This window comes from Solimonas flava DSM 18980, from assembly GCF_000426685.1.
Lineage (GTDB): Bacteria > Pseudomonadota > Gammaproteobacteria > Nevskiales > Nevskiaceae > Solimonas > Solimonas flava.
This window is the reverse complement of the sequence record NZ_KE384553.1, coordinates 58,005-74,335: the sequence shown is the minus strand read 5'-3', so window position 1 is coordinate 74,335 and position 16,331 is coordinate 58,005. Positions and strand designations below refer to the sequence as shown.

General features: G+C 69.9%; 13 protein-coding genes, 1 tRNA gene and 1 pseudogene. 10 read left to right on the top strand and 5 right to left on the bottom strand.

Features of this window, described 5'->3' with window-relative positions; all coding sequences use genetic code 11:
• Positions 1–42 precede the first annotated feature (42 nt).
• Positions 43–252 carry a hypothetical protein gene (locus tag K343_RS0118515; RefSeq protein ID WP_028009321.1) on the top strand — a complete coding sequence of 70 codons (210 nt, stop codon included), beginning with the start codon at positions 43–45 and terminating at the stop codon, positions 250–252.
• A gap of 76 nt (positions 253–328) precedes the next feature.
• On the opposite strand, the gene K343_RS0118510 is transcribed toward K343_RS0118515, so the two are convergent.
• The gene (locus K343_RS0118510) at positions 329–1,618 is read right to left on the bottom strand and encodes an O-acetylhomoserine aminocarboxypropyltransferase/cysteine synthase family protein (protein WP_028009320.1); all 1,290 of its coding nucleotides are present in this window, start codon (positions 1,616–1,618) and stop codon (positions 329–331) included.
• A gap of 619 nt (positions 1,619–2,237) precedes the next feature.
• Between K343_RS0118510 and K343_RS22850 the strand changes: the two genes are divergently transcribed.
• Both K343_RS22850 and K343_RS0118500 read left to right on the top strand, forming a co-directional pair.
• Positions 2,238–3,056, top strand: a complete 819-nt coding sequence (locus K343_RS22850; protein ID WP_051278710.1) for a type I restriction enzyme HsdR N-terminal domain-containing protein — start codon at positions 2,238–2,240, stop codon at positions 3,054–3,056.
• Positions 3,057–3,349: 293 nt separating this feature from the next.
• Positions 3,350–3,655 (top strand): annotated as a pseudogene (locus K343_RS0118500) (transposase); the annotation flags it as partial.
• Between the two features lie 179 nt (positions 3,656–3,834).
• Here the strand turns inward: K343_RS0118500 and K343_RS0118495 are convergent.
• Positions 3,835–3,909: transfer RNA gene (locus K343_RS0118495), tRNA-Val, on the bottom strand.
• A gap of 152 nt (positions 3,910–4,061) precedes the next feature.
• On the opposite strand from K343_RS0118495, the gene K343_RS22845 reads away from it, so the two are divergent.
• The 5 genes from K343_RS22845 to K343_RS0118470 all read left to right on the top strand — a co-directional run bounded on the left by K343_RS22845 (position 4,062) and on the right by K343_RS0118470 (position 10,208).
• Positions 4,062–4,724, top strand: coding sequence for an ankyrin repeat domain-containing protein (locus K343_RS22845; RefSeq protein WP_051278709.1), 663 nt, complete (start codon positions 4,062–4,064; stop codon positions 4,722–4,724).
• 273 nt (positions 4,725–4,997) lie between these two features.
• Positions 4,998–5,459 (top strand): tRNA adenosine(34) deaminase TadA, encoded by a 462-nt coding sequence (gene tadA / locus K343_RS0118485; RefSeq protein ID WP_043113205.1) that lies wholly within the window; start codon positions 4,998–5,000, stop codon positions 5,457–5,459.
• 82 nt (positions 5,460–5,541) lie between these two features.
• Positions 5,542–6,684, top strand: coding sequence for a metallophosphoesterase (locus tag K343_RS0118480; RefSeq protein WP_028009317.1), 1,143 nt, complete (start codon positions 5,542–5,544; stop codon positions 6,682–6,684).
• Positions 6,685–7,056: 372 nt separating this feature from the next.
• Positions 7,057–9,633, top strand: a complete 2,577-nt coding sequence (locus K343_RS0118475) for a CehA/McbA family metallohydrolase (RefSeq protein ID WP_028009316.1) — start codon at positions 7,057–7,059, stop codon at positions 9,631–9,633.
• A 44-nt stretch (positions 9,634–9,677) separates the two neighbouring features.
• Complete coding sequence (locus K343_RS0118470; protein ID WP_245585241.1) at positions 9,678–10,208, top strand: MaoC/PaaZ C-terminal domain-containing protein; 531 nt, start codon at positions 9,678–9,680, stop codon at positions 10,206–10,208.
• Positions 10,209–10,544: 336 nt separating this feature from the next.
• Here K343_RS0118470 and K343_RS0118465 read toward each other — a convergent pair whose 3' ends face one another.
• The 3 genes from K343_RS0118465 to K343_RS0118455 all read right to left on the bottom strand — a co-directional run bounded on the left by K343_RS0118465 (position 10,545) and on the right by K343_RS0118455 (position 14,532).
• Complete coding sequence (locus tag K343_RS0118465) at positions 10,545–11,198, bottom strand: thiol:disulfide interchange protein DsbA/DsbL (protein WP_028009314.1); 654 nt, start codon at positions 11,196–11,198, stop codon at positions 10,545–10,547.
• A gap of 221 nt (positions 11,199–11,419) precedes the next feature.
• Positions 11,420–12,778 (bottom strand): sigma-54-dependent transcriptional regulator, encoded by a 1,359-nt coding sequence (locus tag K343_RS0118460; RefSeq protein ID WP_028009313.1) that lies wholly within the window; start codon positions 12,776–12,778, stop codon positions 11,420–11,422.
• Positions 12,775–14,532, bottom strand: a complete 1,758-nt coding sequence (locus K343_RS0118455; protein ID WP_028009312.1) for a sensor histidine kinase — start codon at positions 14,530–14,532, stop codon at positions 12,775–12,777. Before K343_RS0118455 ends, K343_RS0118460 begins: the two co-directional genes overlap by 4 nt.
• Before the next feature lie 67 nt (positions 14,533–14,599).
• On the opposite strand from K343_RS0118455, the gene K343_RS0118450 reads away from it, so the two are divergent.
• Positions 14,600–15,658 (top strand): putative porin, encoded by a 1,059-nt coding sequence (locus K343_RS0118450; protein WP_051278707.1) that lies wholly within the window; start codon positions 14,600–14,602, stop codon positions 15,656–15,658.
• On the top strand, positions 15,658–16,143 hold the full coding sequence (locus K343_RS0118445; RefSeq protein WP_028009310.1) for a type 2 periplasmic-binding domain-containing protein: 486 nt from the start codon (positions 15,658–15,660) through the stop codon (positions 16,141–16,143). The genes K343_RS0118450 and K343_RS0118445 overlap by 1 nt, the downstream gene beginning before the upstream one ends.
• Positions 16,144–16,331: the final 188 nt, after the last annotated feature.

The following is a 16,331-nucleotide window of genomic DNA, read 5'->3' as shown; positions in this document are numbered from 1 at the left end:
GCATTTGTCTAGGATCGCAGCATCACCCGGGAGGCATGGTCCATGGATGCGGATGTCGGCGAACAACCCCTGTCGCGCGTCGAAGCTGTCGAGACGGCGACCGCCTGGGGCACCGTGCTCATCAGTCTGAAGACCGACGCCGGCGAATCCATGGCCTACATGCTGACGCCGGAACTGGCCTCGTCGCTGATGCACGGCCTCGCCGATCTGCTCGCCTATCTCGGCCACCGGCGCGAGCCGGGCGCGGACTGAAGCCCGGCCCCGCCGGCTATGAAAAAGGGCCGCGCGAGCGGCCCTCATCCGATCATCACGGAACCGCCGGCGTCGATCAGGCGGCCGCTTTCAGCGCCTGTTCGAGATCGCGGATCAGATCGTCGATGTGCTCGATGCCGACGCACAGGCGCACGGTGTCCTCGGTGACGCCGGCCTTGGCGAGTTCTTCCGGCGACAGCTGGCGATGCGTGGTCGTCGCCGGATGCGTGGCCAGGGACTTGGCGTCGCCGATGTTCACCAGGCGCGTGAACAGCTGCAGCGCGTCCTGGAACTTGGCGCCCGCCTCGCGTCCGCCCTTGAGCCCGAAGGTCAGCACGCCGGACGCCGCGCCGCCCATGTAGCGTTTGGCGAGCGCGTGATCCGGATGATCTTCGAGGCCGGCGTAGTTGACCCACAGCACCTGCGGCTGCGCCTTCAGGTAACGGGCGACCGCCAGCGTGTTGGCGTTGATGCGATCCATGCGCAGCGCCAGCGTCTCGATGCCCTGCAGGATCAGGAAGGCGTTGAACGGCGACAGCGCGGCGCCCATGTTGCGCAGCGGCACCACGCGCGCGCGGCCGATGTACGCCGCGGCGCCAAGCGCCTCGGTATAGACGACGCCGTGATAGCTGACGTCCGGCTCGTTGAGGCGCGGGAAGCGCTGCTTGTGCTCGGCCCAGGGGAACTTGCCCGAATCGACGATGGCGCCGCCGATCGTCGTGCCGTGGCCGCCGAGATACTTGGTCAGCGAGTGCACGACGATGTCGGCGCCGTGCTCGAACGGCCGCACCAGATACGGCGTCGCGACCGTGTTGTCGACGATCAGCGGCACGCCGGCATCGTGCGCGATGCGGGCCAGCGCCGCGATGTCGGTAACGTTGCCGAGCGGATTGCCGATCGTCTCGCAGTACAACGCCTTGGTGCGTTCATCGATCAGCGCCGCGAAGGTCTCCGGCTTGCGCGGATCGGCGAAGCGCGTCTCGATGCCGAACTGCGGCAGGGTATGCGCAAACAGGTTGTAGGTGCCGCCGTAGAGCGTGCTCGCCGACACGATGTTGTCGCCCATGCCGGCGATCGTCTGCACCGCGTAGGTGATCGCGGCCTGCCCGGACGCCAGCGCCAGCGCGCCGATGCCGCCTTCGAGCGCGGCCAGGCGCGCTTCGAGGACGGCATTGGTCGGGTTCATGATGCGCGAATAGATGTTGCCCGCAACCTTCAGGTCGAACAGATCGGCGCCATGCTGCGTGTTGTCGAACGCGTAGGCGACCGTCTGGTAGATCGGCACGGCGACGGCGCGCGTCACGGGGTCGGGCTGATAACCGGAATGAACCGCGCGGGTTTCGAACTTCCAGAGTTCTTCGGACATGCGTCTTCCTCGATGTCGTTCTGCTTGTGTCGGTGGGATCGATCGGCACCGTGCGGGGCCTGCGGGGCGCCGCCGGGGCTTCTTCTGCCGGAATGCCAGCCGCGGGATATTACTCAGACCGCCGGTGCCGGGTCGAAGGCCTACGGGCTATATCGGCAGTCCCGGCGGGCCTAAGTCCCTCGCTCCTCGGCGCTGCGCGCAGCAAAAAGCCCCGGATGTCGGCCGACATCCGGGGCTCTCGTGCAAATCATGGAGGCGGTGAGACCACCCGATAAATCACACAATTAATTGATTACATTGTAAATAAATCCATGAGACATCATGTTACCGCAAAGCTATACGTTCCGCGCGAAGCGCTGGCCCTAATAGCAGGCGATCTCCGCGACGGACTCTCCATCAGCGCTGAACATTCTTCCCTGAACTGGCTGACGAACGCCCCCTCGTGTAGCTCAGTCGCCAGTTTTGCTCCGGGCTCCGCTTGAGTACCGATGGCATGCTTGGACGCCAATTCATCGTTGCCCCTTCGAAGCTGTACGACGAATCGCCCGCAAGTTCCGCGATCCGGTAGCCTGCCCCGGCGCTACCGTTTAAAGTTCAGTGGGGACAAAGGGGAATAACCATGGCGGGGATACCCAGCAAGGTAGAAACTCGACTCGTTGCGGGCCTCAAGCGCTTCCAGCCCATCCTGGAGCAGGCGCGAGCTCGGGACGTCAACGAAGCCGACACGGTCACTATCGTCAAGGATCTGCTCGCGGACCTGTTTGGCTACGACAAGTACACGGAGGTCACGTCCGAGCATGCCATCCGCGGGACGTACTGCGATCTTGCGATCAAGCTCGAAGGACAGGTGTCGTTCCTCATCGAGGTAAAGGCGATCGGCCTTGAGCTGAAGGATCAGCACGTCAAGCAAGCTGTCGACTACGCGGCTCACCAAGGCGTCGAATGGGTCCTTCTTACAAACGGAGCGATCTGGCGCGTCTACCGAGTGGTATTCGCTCAGCCTATCCAGTTCGACCTGGTCGTCGAAATCCGGCTGCTCGAGCTGACGCATCGGAATGCCGACCATCTGGAGCTCCTCTGGCTCTTGGCCAAGGAGGGATGGCAAAAGGCGCGCATCGGAGAATTTCACGCCCAGCGCCAAGCAGTGAACCGCTACACCCTGGCCGCCCTGATTCTCAGCGAATCGATTCTCGACTCGCTCAGGCGCGAGCTACGCAGGCTGCACGATGGGATCAAATTAACGAATGAGCAAATTGCCGACGCGCTGCAAGCCGAAGTACTGAAGAGGGAAACACTTGACGGCGAAAAGGCAACCGAAGCTCGGCGGACGATCGTCAGGGTCCAGAAGAAACTGGCCGCGAAGAAGGCCGCTGAAGTTGAAATCGTTGTTTCGGAGACAACGGTCGCCGAAGCCTCTCAGGTGCCGCCGCCTCGCTGAATATCACCCCTCGCGCTGAAGCGGCTCGACAGCGCTCGCGGCGGCGCACGTCGCCGACGACGTCGACGTCGTCGGCCCGGGAATGGCGCCGCAATCCTCGGCGCGCGCCGCGGAGCCAGCAGATCACCGACCACGCCGTCGTCGACTTCGCGGCGATGCGTGCGAAGGGACCGGACTAGGACTAGTGCTAGTCCCTATCCTTTCGCGGGCGTGTCCTAGATTTTGTGTAAACGGTCCTGAGGCAAGGAAACTGCCTCGCTACGAGGAGCAGCGATGCCCCGTAGAAAAGAAGAGATCACGCCTATCCGCCGATCGGCCAGAGCTGGCGGCGCAACTGGTCGCGCATCACGCCGTTCTTCGGCTATCCGCCGGAGATTCGCAAAGTGATCTACACCACCAACGCGATCGAATCGGTAAACATGAGTTTGCGCGAGCTGACCAAGAACCGCGGATCGTTTCCCAGCGACGAAGCGCTGATCAAGCTCTTCTGCCTGGCCCTGCGAAACATCTGCCAGCGATGGACCATGCCGATCCGTGATTGGAAGGCTGCGCTGACCCGATTTACCATCCAGTTTGAAGACCGGATGCCGATCCGTTAACCCAATCGCCGTTTACACGAAAATCCGGACACGCTCTTACAACCGTGCGGCTCCTCAGCAGCCTGCCGCTCTCCATTTCACGCTTAAGTGCCATACGTCGCGCACCGGGCGCTGTTACTGAGCTGTTACGAAAAAACCCGGCGCAAGGCCGGGCTTCGTAACTCTTTGAATTGAATCTATGGTGGACGGTGAGGGTTTCGAACCCCCGACCCCCGCCGTGTGAAGGCGATGCTCTACCGCTGAGCTAACCGTCCAAGGGGGCGGGATGATAGAGGGGCGGCCCTGCAGCGTCAAACCGTTGAAGCCGGCGCGGCACCCGGTCGGGGCGGGCCGGCATTGAGCGATCGGCGCCGCGCCGCTAGGCTGCGCGTCCCGATTCGAACCGCTTTCGCGCAGGATTCCCCCGATGAGCACCGTGCGCCCGCTGATGCTGGCCATTCAGAACCGCGATCTCGACGCCGCCCGCGCCGCGCTCGAACGCGACGCCACGCAGGCGACCGATCCGCTGCCCGGCGGCCTGTCGCCGCTGATGTTCGCGCTCTACAACGGCGCTCGCGACATCGCTGCGCTGCTCGCCGGCTTCCGGCCGCTGGACCTGCACGAGGCCGCCGCCTACGACGACGCCCGCCGTGTCGCCGAGCTGACGCTGGCGGCGCCGGAGCAGCTCGCCGCGCACAGCGTCGACGGCTGGACGCCACTGCACCTCGCCGCGTTCATGGGCGCGCGCCAGACGACGCTGACGCTGATCGGCCTCGGCGCGCCGCTCGACGCATCGTCGACCAACCCGATGCAGAACACGCCGATGCACGCGGCGATCGCCGGCGCCGCCGGCGAAAGCCTGGCGCCGCTGCTGATCGCGCTCGGCGCCGACGTGCATCACGTCGGCGGCAGCCAGGTCAACGCCCTGCACCTGGCCGCCTCGCGCGGCTTCGACGGCCTCGTCAAGCTGCTGCTGGCGCGCGGCGTCGACCGCGCGGCGCAGACCGAGGACGGCAAGACCGCCGCCGAGATCGCGCGCGAGCGCGGCCATCTCGGCACCGCGGCGCTGATCGAGCTGGCGTCGAACTGAGCCGGCGATGCGCCGCCGGCGTGCACTGCCCGTGCTGACCGCGTTGCGCATGACGGCGCCGGCGCTTGCGCGGCGTTTCGCTCCGATCACTCCGGACGCCCGCCCCGGCGCGGGCCTGACGAGCGTCGACCTTCGCCTGGGCGATCGGCTCATGCTGCGCGAGCGGGATCGGCACCGCACGGGGCAAGCACCATGAATCCTCCGCGCATCGGCAAAGAAAGCGAATCGGCGCCCGCCGCGCCGGCGCCGCTCGCCGCGCACGACGAAGTCTTCATGCGCCACGCGCTGCTGCTGGCGCGGCGCGCGAAGCTGGCCGGCGAGGTGCCGGTCGGCGCCGTCGTGGTCCGCGACGGACGCATCGTCGGCGAAGGCTGGAACCGGCCGATCGGCACGCACGATCCGAGCGCGCACGCCGAGATGGTGGCGATGCGCGACGCCGCGCGGCGCCTCGGCAACTACCGGCTCGGCGGCACCACGCTGTACGTGACGCTCGAACCCTGCGTGATGTGCGCCGGCGCGATCGTCCATGCGCGCATCGGCCGCCTGGTGTTCGGCGCCTGGGACCCGAAGGCCGGCGCCGTCTCGTCGGTCTACGATGTGATCGCGACGCCGCGCCTCAATCACCGCCTCGACTGGCAGGGCGGCGTGCTCGAAGCGCCCTGCGCCGAACTGCTGCGCAGCTTCTTCCGCGAACGCCGCGCGGCGCAGGCGCGACGGCCGGCCGGCGGCCCTTGAAAACGGCGGCGGCGCCCACCAGAGAGCTGGATTCCCACGCCGCGCCGCGCTGACGGCCGCGCTTTCCCCAGGACAGCCGCCGATGCCCTCTCGCCTCTTGATCCTCGTCGTGCTCGGCCTGCTGGCGCTGCTGCATGCCTACATCGGCCTGCGCCTGCTGCCGGCGCTGCCGCTCGGCGTTGCCGGCCAGGTCGCCGGTGCGCTGCTGCTGGCGCTGTCCTGCGTGCTGATGCCGCTGAGCCTCGCCGCGCCGCGCCTGCGCCGGCCGTGGCTCGGCGACCGCCTCGCCGCCGCCGGCCTGATCGCGATGGGCCTGTTCTCGTCGCTGTTCGTGTTCACGCTGCTGCGCGACGTGGCGCTGGAGCTCGCGACGCTGACGACGCTCGGCGGCGCGACGCTGGCGCGCGACTCGGCGATCGCAGTCGTGGCGCTGGCCTTGCTGGCGACCGGCGTCGGTTACGTCAACGCCCGGCGCCGCGCGCGCGTCGTCGACGTCGAGGTGCCGATCGCCGGCCTCGATCCGGCGCTGCACGGCTTCACCATCGCGCAGATCAGCGACATCCACGTCGGTCCGACCATCAAGCGCGGCTACCTCGACGCCATCGTCGACGCCGTCAACGCGCTGCAGGCCGATCTGGTCGCCGTCACCGGCGACCTCGTCGACGGCAGCGTTGCGCAACTGGCCCCCCACACCGCGCCGCTGGCGCGGCTGCAGGCGCGCCACGGCAGCTACTTCGTCACCGGCAACCACGAGTACTACTCGGGCGCGCCCGCCTGGAGCGCCGAGGTCGCGCGGCTCGGCCTGCGCGTGCTCGCCAACGAGCATGTCGTGCTCGAACACGACGGCGCCTCGCTGCTGCTCGCCGGCGTCACCGACTACAGCGCGCACCACTTCGACCCGGCGCAGCGCAGCGATCCGGCCGCGGCGCTGGCCGGCGCACCGCCGGTCGACGGCCCGCGCATCCTGCTCGCCCACCAGCCGCGCAGCGCGCCGGCCGCCGCCGCGGCCGGCTTCGATCTGCAGCTGTCCGGCCACACGCACGGCGGCCAGTTCTGGCCGTGGAATCACTTCGTGCGCCTGCAGCAGCCGTACACCGCCGGCCTGCACCGACTGCAGGCGCTGTGGGTCTATACCAGCCGCGGCACCGGCTACTGGGGGCCGCCGAAGCGGCTCGGCGCGCCGTCCGAGATCACGCGGCTGCGGCTCGTCGTCGCGCCGGACTGACGCGGCGCGGCCCGAGGAAAACCCTTGGGCCAAATTTCCCATACGCCGCGCGAAGCCCGTCGGCGCAGGCTTTGCGAGCCTCATGCCCCGCGCCGCCCCGGCGCATGCCTGCCTCGTCACAAAAGTGACTTCGATCGCCGCTAGCGTCGCCCGACCGTCCGCCGCTGCGCTGCCGCGCCGCGGACGCACGCGTTCGCCGCACTCCGGGGTCCGGGCATCATGCGCAGTTCCAACACGGCCGCCACGCTGCGGCCCGCTCATACGTGGGCACGGCCGCTCACTTCCCTCTTCCTGCTGCTGCTCGCCGCCTGCGGAGGGTCAGGCGGCGGTCATGATGACGACAGCCATCCGCCATCGGCGACGGAGGCGCGCTTGAGCCTCGCCGTACAGGGCGACGGCGACGTCGAGTCGATGCCGTCCGGCATCGCCGACTGCCGCGACACCTGTTCGGCGGTCTACGCCGCCGGCCGCGTCGTCACGCTGCTGGCGACGCCAGCCGGCAGCCAACGCTTCGCCGGCTGGAGCGGCGACTGCAGCGGCAACGACGCATGCACGCTGACGATGGACCGGGCGCGCTCGGTCGTCGCCCGCTTCGTCGCCGCCGAAGCCGCGGCGCCGGCCGGCAGCTGGCTGCAGGGTGATCTTCACGTGCACGACGATCATTCATCGGACGGCAGCCTGCCGCGGCAGATCAGCCAGAGCCTGCCCGGCAACAATCCGGTCAGCGCGCAGATCGGCCAGGCCGAACGCGTCGGCCTCGATTTCCTGATGCTGACCGACCACCGCACCTACGATCAGCACTACGACCCGCTGTGGCGCTCGGACGCGCTGCTGCTGATCCCCGGCGAAGAAGCCAACGGCAGCCCGCACGCGACCGTGCACGGCGCCGTCGACACCATCGTGCAGGGCGCCAACCCGCCGGACACGCCGGACTTCGTCAACCTGCAGCAGTCGATCTGGGACGCGCACAGCCAGGACGCAGCCTGGGTCACCGCGCATCCCGACGACGGCGAGACCAACGACGACGGCACGCCGAACGTGCGCGCCAATGCCCAGGGCGTCGATCTGGTCGAGGCCTGGAACCGCGCCAGCAACCCCGACGCCGAGCTCGACTACTGCGAGAATCGCTGGAACGCCGGCTTCCGCTTCGGCGTCGCCGGCGCCAGCGACAACCATTTCGTCGAGCTGTGGCTGATCGCCGGCCCCGGCAGTCCGCGCACGCAGGCCTTCGTCGCCGCCGCCAGCGAGCGCGGCGTGCTCGACGCGCTGCGCGACGGCCGCGTGCGCATCACCCCGGACGCGCTCGCGCCGATCGTCACGCTCGAAGCCGACGCCGATGGCGACGGCGTCTACGAGGCGATCGCCGGCGACGAGATCAGCGCCGCGAGCGGTACCACGATCCGCCTGCGCGTGCGCGTGCAGAACGGCCTCGGCAACACCGTGCTGCTGTACGCCAACCCGGGCCGCAGCGCCGGCGCGCTGCAGTCGCTGAAGGCGACGCAGAACGACCAGAGCTGGACCTTCGACGTGCAGGCCGGCGACGCGCCGCAGTGGTATCGCGCCGAGGTCCGCGGCTTCGGCCTGTCGGCCGGCATCGACACCAGCAATCTGACCGATCCGGCGGCGCTGACCGCGTCGCTGAAGCTGTTCGACCAGCTGCGCGCGATCGCCTCGCCGGTGTTCGTCGCGCCGGGCCCGGTCGAAGCGCAGGCCGAGATCGCGGTGCCGGCCGATCTCGGCAGCGACGACGGCGCGCGCCGCGTCGCCGGCGCACGCGGCCGCTACGCCGGCTTCCCGGATCTCGCGCGCAGCGCCGACGGCACCGCGCATCTGGTCCTGGAGACGCACGAGCCGGGCGCGACGCGCATCGTCTACCGTGCGCGTGGCGCCGACGGCGAGTGGCGCGATGCGCCGCGCGTGCTCAGCGACGATTCGAAGACCGCGCGCTTCCCGCGCATCGCCGCGCGCGGCGATGCCGTGTTCGTGGTCTGGCAGGACGAAGCCGATGGACAGCTGCCGCGCCGCCCGCAGATCCGCCTGCGCCGCTCGCTGGACGGCGGCGCCAGCTGGAACGCGATCGAAACCGTGCGCGCGCTCGACGGCCGCGCCGAGCGGCCGGTCGTCGCCGTGCTGCCGGACGGCCCGCCGGTCGTCGCCTGGCAGGAGATCGCGCCCGGCAAGCCGTTCGATGTGATGCTGCAGGTGCTCGGCCGCGACGCCGCGCCGCAGAACCTCTCGGGCGACGGCAAGACGCTCGACGCCGGCAACGTCTTCGACGCGCGCGCCGCGCGCTGGCCGGCATCGGTGTGGCCGGCGCTCGCGGTACGCGACGACGGCCGCATCGCCATCGCCTGGCAGGACAACCGCAACGATGCCGATCCGCTGTGGACCGGCACGACCGGCAGCGGCAACGGCACCAATCCCGACGACTGGCAGATCGCGGTGCGCACGCGCGGCGCCAGCGACACCGACTGGAGCGCGCTGCAGGCGCTCGGCGACCCGCAGCAGGCGGAGCGCCATCCGGCGCTCGCCTATGCGGGCGACGGCGCACTGTTCGTCGCCTGGGACCGCAAGGCGCTGTCCTCGTCCGGCGCCAACCTCGCGGTGCAGGCGGCGCGCTCGGGCGACGGCGGCGCGAATTTCAAAACCGCGGTCACGCTCGCCGGGAACGCCGCGGCGATGAGCCAGTACCCGCGCCTCGGCCGCGACGGCGACGGCCGCGTGCGCGCCGTGTGGACCGACTCGCGCGCCGCCGACTGGCGCTGGCGCGTGATGACCTCGGTCTACGGCGACACCGGCTGGGACGGTGGCAGCCTGCTGCTCGCGCGCGGCATCAACACCTGGCCGGCGACCGCCGGCGGCGCTATCGTCTTCGCCAGCACGCGCAATGCCGCGCGTCTGCAGCGTGACCGCACCCAGCAGGTGTACGTGCTGGGCACGACCCACTGAAGCCGGGCGATACCCGCCCGGCCACCGACAGGACAAAGCCGTCCATGCTGCTCGAACGCACTCCAGACACGACGTCAACGCCGGCGACACCTTCGCTCGGCGTGCTGAGCACGCTGTCGTGCGCGCAGCTGACGCAGCTGGTCGGCCGCGAGCTCGGCGTCGGCGCGCCGGTCGCGGTCACGCAGGAACAGATCGACGCCTTCGCCGGCTGCACCGGCGACCGCCAGTGGATGCATATCGACGTCGAGCGCAGCCGCCGCGAGAGCCCCTACGGCGGCACGGTCGCGCACGGCTTCCTGCTGCTGGCGCTGCTGGCGCGCCTGCTCGACGAGCTGGCCGGCGTGCCGGAAGACGCCGCCGGCGTCATCAACACCGGCCTCAACAACGTGCGCTTCCGCGCCCCGGTGCGGGCCGGCAGCCGCGTGCGCGTCCGCGCGCGGCTGGCCGGCGTCGCGCCGCTCGGCGACGGCCGCAATCTGGTGACGACCAGCGTCGCGCTCGAAGTCGCCGACGACGCCGGTGCGACCGATGCCGTCGCCGTCACCGCCGATCTGTTCGTGCTGGTGTTCCGCTAGTGTCCTGTCTCAGAAGTTCCTTGATGAAGTCGCCGAGGGCTTTTCGCGGCCGGCAAGGCGCAACGACGAGGCATAGCACCGCTATGGCGAGGAGGAGCAACGCCGCCAGGCACGAAAAGAACCGGCGAATTCGCATGCGAATTTCGGAGACAGGACACTAGGAAAGGTCTGAAAGCCCCGTCATCGCGAGGCCGCGCAGCGGCCGCTGCGATGCAGGGACACCACGGGTTTCATGCATCGCCGGATGGCTTCGTCGCCTGCGGCTCCTCGCGATGACGGAACAGCGCTTATTCAGATCTTCTTTAGACACGTCGGCGGCGACGGCGCGCCGCGGTCTCAGCGGCGGCGTTCCTCGGCGATCAGCTGGTCGGCGTGGCGCAGCAGGTCTTCCCAGGTCTTGCCCTTGACGAGGTAGCGGCCGTTGATGATCAGCGACGGCGTCGACCGCACCTGGCTCTGCTGCGCGAACTGGCGCGCCTTGGTGATGCGCGCGTTGACGGTGAAGCTGTCCATCGTCGCGCGGAACACCGCCGGATCGGCGCCGTAGCCGGCGTAGAACGCCGCGATCCTGGCTTCGTCCGGCTTCTGGCCCTCGCCGGGCAGCGTGTGCTTTTCATGAATCGCCGCGTAGACGGCGTCGTGCGTCTTGTCGACCAGGCCCAGCGTCGCCGCCGCGTAATAGGCGCGCGCGTACTGCACGAAGTCGGCGCGGAAATCGAGCGGCGCGTAGACCACGTTCACATCGGCCGGCAGCTTCTTCTTCCATTCCTGGAACTGCGCGTTGAACGCGGCGCAGGCCGGGCAGGCGTAGTTGAAGGCCTCGACGACCTCGACCTTGCCGGGCTGCGGATCGAGCGGCGCGCCATTGGCGATCAGCACGTAGTCCTCGCCGGCCTTGAGGCCGGCCGGCGCGGCGATGGCCGGCGCCTGCACGCCGAGCAGCAGGGAGGACAGCAGGGCGCCAGCGGCCCAGAACGCGCGCAGCTTCATGCGAAACACTCCAGTTTTTCTCGCGAAGGAGAAGTTCGTTAGGGAAACGGATTCGGGAACGCGATCGAGACCGGATGCGTCCCGGTCCCGCCCGGCTAGCTTACGCGGCGCCGGTCCGCGCCGGCAGCCCGCCGCGCCGCGCTCACCGGGGCTTGGACCGCCCGCGCGCGCGAACGTTCGGCCGCAGCCGCGGCGACCGCGCCGGGCGGCGAGGCGCCGCGTCAGTCGTCGATGCCGTAGCGCTTGATCTTGTTCCAGATGGTCCGCTCGCTGACGTTGAGCAGCGCCGCGGCGCGCGTCTTGTTGTTGCCGCTGCGGCGCAGCGCCTCGCGGATGTAGCGCGCCTCGACGGCGCCGACGGCGCGGTCGAGATCGAGATCGGCGAGCTCGCTGTCGGCGGCGGCGGCCGGCGCGGCCGGCCGTTCGCCGGCCGCGGCGAGCGGAAAATGGCCGACGTCGAGCGCCGCGCCGCCGGACAGCACCAGCGCGCGCTCGACGAGGTTGCGCAGCTCGCGCACGTTGCCGGGCCAGTCGTAGGCGCGCAGACGTGCGAGCGCGGCCGGCGTGACCGGCACCGGCCGCGCGCTGCCGGCGATCTCGGCGATGAAGTGCCGCACCAGCAGCTCGATGTCGTCGCGCCGCTCGCGCAGCGGCGGCAGCTCGATCGCGAAGACGTTGAGGCGGTAGTAGAGGTCCTCGCGCAGGCGCTGCTCGCGGATCGCCTCGCCCGGCCGGCGGTTGGTCGCGGCGATCACGCGCAGGTCGAGCTCGATCGTGCGATTGGAGCCGACGCGCTCGACCGTGCCCTCCTGCAGCACGCGCAGCAGCTTGGCCTGCAGCGGCGCCGGCATCTCGGTGATCTCGTCGAGGAAGATGGTGCCGCCGTCGGCCAGTTCGAACTTGCCGACGCGCTCGCGCAGCGCCCCGGTGAACGCACCCTTCTCGTGGCCGAACAGCTCGCTCTCGAGGATGTCGGCCGGAATCGCCGCACAGTTGATCGGCACGAACAGCGCGTCGCGGCGCGGCGAGGCGCGATGGATGGCGCGGGCGACGACTTCCTTGCCGGTGCCGGTCTCGCCGGTGATCAGCACGGTGGCCTGCGTCGGCGCGACCTGGGCGATCTGCTGGCGCACCGCGCGCGTCGCGGCGCTGTCGCCGACGAAGCCCTCGCCGTCGGCCTGCTCGGCGAGGAAGGCGTTGCGGCGCAGCAGATCGCTCTGCGCGAACACGCGGCGGATCGCCAGCTCCAGCGTCTCGACGTCGAACGGCCGCAGCAGATAGTCGCAGGCGCCGAGCCGCATCGCCTCGATCGCCGATTCGATGCTGCCGTGCGCGGTCATCATGATGACCGGCAGCGTCAGGCCGGCCTCGCGCAGCCTGCGCAACAGCTCGATGCCGTCCATGCCCGGCATGCGCAGATCGGTGACGACGAGATCGAAGGCCTGCTCCTGCAGCAGGCGGAAGGCCTCGACGCCGTCGGCCGCGGCCGCGGTCTTGAAGTTCATGCGCGCGAGCATGATCTCCAGCACGCGGCGCATGCTGGCCTCGTCGTCGACGATCAGGACGTTGCGCGCGTTCACGGCGCGGCCCGGCGCGGCAGGCGGATGCGGAAGCTCGCGCCGCCGAGGTCGGCGGCATCGACGACGATCTCGCCGCCGTGTGCGTTGACGATCTGCTTGACGATGGCCAGACCCAATCCCAATCCTCCCTCGCGGCGGTAGACGAACGGCTCGAACAGGCGCTGCCGGTCGGCGGCGGCGATGCCCGGACCATTATCGGCGACCTCGATCGTCGCCGTGTCGGCGTCGCCGCCGACGGTGACGCGGATGCGTCCGCCGTGCGGCAGGATGTGCAGTGCGTTGAGCAGCAGGTTCAGCAGCACCTGCGTCATCTGCTCGGCGTCGACGTCGGCGACCGGATCGAGCGCCGGAACCTGTTCGATCGTCACGCCCTGCCGCGCCGCCTGTGCGCCGAGCATCGCCAGACAGCGGCTGACCAGCGCGTCCAGATTCTCCGGCGAGCGCTGCGGCTCGCGCACGCGGGCACGGTCGAGCAGATTGGTGACCAGGCGGTTGAGGCGTTGCGTCTCGGTGTCGATGAAGCCGATCAGCTCGCGCGATTCGCCGCTGACGCCGGCATCGCGCTCCAGCATCTGCGCCGACGAGCGCAGGATGCCGAGCGGCGTGCGGATCTCGTGCGCCATCATCGCCGCGAACTCGCCGATCGCGGCGAGCTGCGAGGCGCGCACCAGCGTCTGCCGCGAGGCGTCGAGATCGTCGACCATCTGCGTGAACGCGCGCGTCAGCTCGCCGACCTCGCCGGACGCCGGCGGCGGCTGCACCGGCTGCTGCTTGCGCATGAAGCTGCGCACGTAGTCGGTCAGCGCGACGATCGGCCGCGCGATGCGGCCGGACACCGCGAAGGCGAGCACGACGATGCCGGCCGCGGCGAACGCCAGCAGGCCGAGGAAGCTCAGCGCCATGCGCCGCACCGGCGCCAGCGCCGCGTCGCTCGACTCCAGCACCAGCGTGGTCCAGCCGAAGCCGCCGAACGGGCCGTGGCCGGGCGCGGCGACGGCGCTGACGATGACCTTGCCGGCACCCAGCGGCGCGCCGTCGCGTTCGGTGGCGACGCTGCGTCGCGCCGCCAGCCAGTCATGGCCGACACGGGTGACGCCGGCGGCGACGCGCGCGCGCAGGTTCTGCGAAACCGCGACGATGCGGCCGTCGCGGTCGACGACGGCGACCGCGCGCTGTTCGCGCGCGCCGGCGTCGAGCTCGTGCGCGGCCTGCGCCCAGTCGATGACCAGCACCAGCTGGCCGAGATCGCCGTCGGTGAACTGCGAGACGATCGGCAGGCGCATCGTCAGCACCTCGGTGCCGTCGTCGAGGCGCCGCGGCGCTTCGACGGTGACGAGGTCGCCCGGCAGTTCGGCGAGCTGCCAGGCCGGCGCCAGCGCCAGCGTGCCGCCGATCGCCGCGGCGCGGCTGCTGGCGACGATGCGGTGCTGCGCGTCGATCGCGTAGAGGTCGACGTAGACGCCGCCGTAGCGCAGCTTCATCTCGGACAGGAACGCCGACAGGCGCTTGTCGATGTCGCCGACGTGCAGATCCTGCATCACTTCCAGGTGCGCCCAGGTCACCGCGTTCTGCAGACGCTCGAAGACCTGCTTGTCGAGGTCGGACGCGGCGGCGGCGGCCTGCGTCGACAGGCTCTGCTCGATCTCGGCGCGCATCGCCGCCTGCGTGCGCGTGAATGACAGGGCCGTCAGCACGACCGCCGGCAGCAGGCCGACGGCGAGGAAAGCGGAAAGCAGGATGCTGCGGATCGTCACGCGGCGGATTCGATGCAAGAATGCGCGCCATTATTCGCATTTGCCGCGTTCGGGGAAATCTGCCGGCATGACATCGCATCTACGCATCGCGCGCGGCCTGCTGCTCGCCGTGGCGCTGGCGGCCGCCGGCGTGGCGCGCGCGCAGGCGCCGACCGGGGCCGACAGTTCGATCGCGCCGGTCGCCGACCGCCACGGCTACACGCTCGGCGACAGTGGTGTCACGCTCGGCGGCTATGCCAACGCCGAGGCCGCGGACTACCTCGGCGAGGACGCTGCCGCCAGCCTGCGCAACCTGAGCCTGCTGCTGTCCTGGGAGAACGGCCGGCGCTGGAGTTTCTTCAGCGAGCTGGAGGTCGAGAACCTGCTGACGACCAACGCCGACGCCTTCGGTCCCGACTACGACACCGAGCTGGTACTGGAACGCCTGCACGTCGACTACGCCTGGTCCGACGCCGTGCAGCTGCGCGTCGGCAAGTTCCTGACGCCGATCGGGCGCTGGAACGTGATCCACGCCGCGCCGCTGACCTGGACGACGTCGCGGCCGCTGATCACCGAAAGCACCTTTCCGACCAACGCCACCGGGGCGATGCTGCACGGCGTGCTGCCGGTCGGCGGCCGCGCGCTGGAATGGGCGCTGTATGCCTCGCCCGGCGAAGAGCTGGCGCCGGAGGACGACAGCGACCCGTTCAAGGAAGCCTACGGCCTGCGCCTCGACTACGACCTCGGCCACGGCCTGCAGCTCGGCGCCTCGCTGGTCGAGTTCGAGCAGAAGCACGAGGACGGCGAGCACCGCACGCTGTACGCGGTCGACTTCCTCTGGCAGCGCGACGGCTGGGAGTTCAGCGGCGAATGGGCCTATCGCGTGCGCGTGCGCGGCGATTCCAGCGCCGACGAGCGCGGCGCCTACCTGCAGGCGGTCGCGCCGATCGTGCAGAAACTGTATGGCGTGGCGCGCTACGAATCGTTCAATCCGGCCGGCACCGGCGAGGGGCTGAACCTCTACATCGGCGGCCTCGCCTGGCGCTTCCAGCCCGGCTGGGTGGCCAAGCTCGAGTACCGCTTCGCCACCGACAACGGCGTCGGCGAGCCGGAAGGCTGGCTCGGCTCGCTGGCGGTGCTGTTCTGATGCCGGTGCTGCGCGAGGGCCTGCGTCGCGCGCTGCTCGCGCTGCTGCTCGCGGCGCTGCCGTGGACGGCGGCCCGGGCCGAAGGCGCGATCGCCGTGATCGTCGCCCCGGCGCACGCCGAAGCGCACCTGGACCCGGGCACGCTGGCGCTGATCTACCAGCGCAAGCGCCAGTACTGGCCGGACGGCTCGCGCATCCAGCCGGTCAACCTCGCGGCCGACCATCCGCTGCGCCTGGCGTTCTCGCGCGCCGTGCTCGGCATGGATCCGGCGGCGCTGGAAAGCTACTGGAACGAGCAGTACTTCCGCGGCGTGCGGCCGCCGTACGTGGTCGCGTCCAGCGAGGCGATGCTGCGCTTCGTCGCCGAGACGCCCGGCTCGATCGGCTATGTCGACGCCTGCCTGGCCGGCGCGAGCGTCGCCGTGATCGGCTGGCTCGACGACGCCGGCCGCTGGCATCACGGCCGCAGCCTGCCACCCTGCTGACGCCAACCCTGCAAGTTCTTGCAGACAGAAGCTGCAGGCCTGCAACCGGCTGCAGCCGCGCCGCGGCGCCCTCCGCGGCCGTCGCCGCCTCTTAAATGTTATTTAAATCAATATCTTGATGGCCATATAACGAGCCGGGCACGGCTTGGCATCACGGCTGCACAGCGATCAGGCGTAGGCCCTTCACC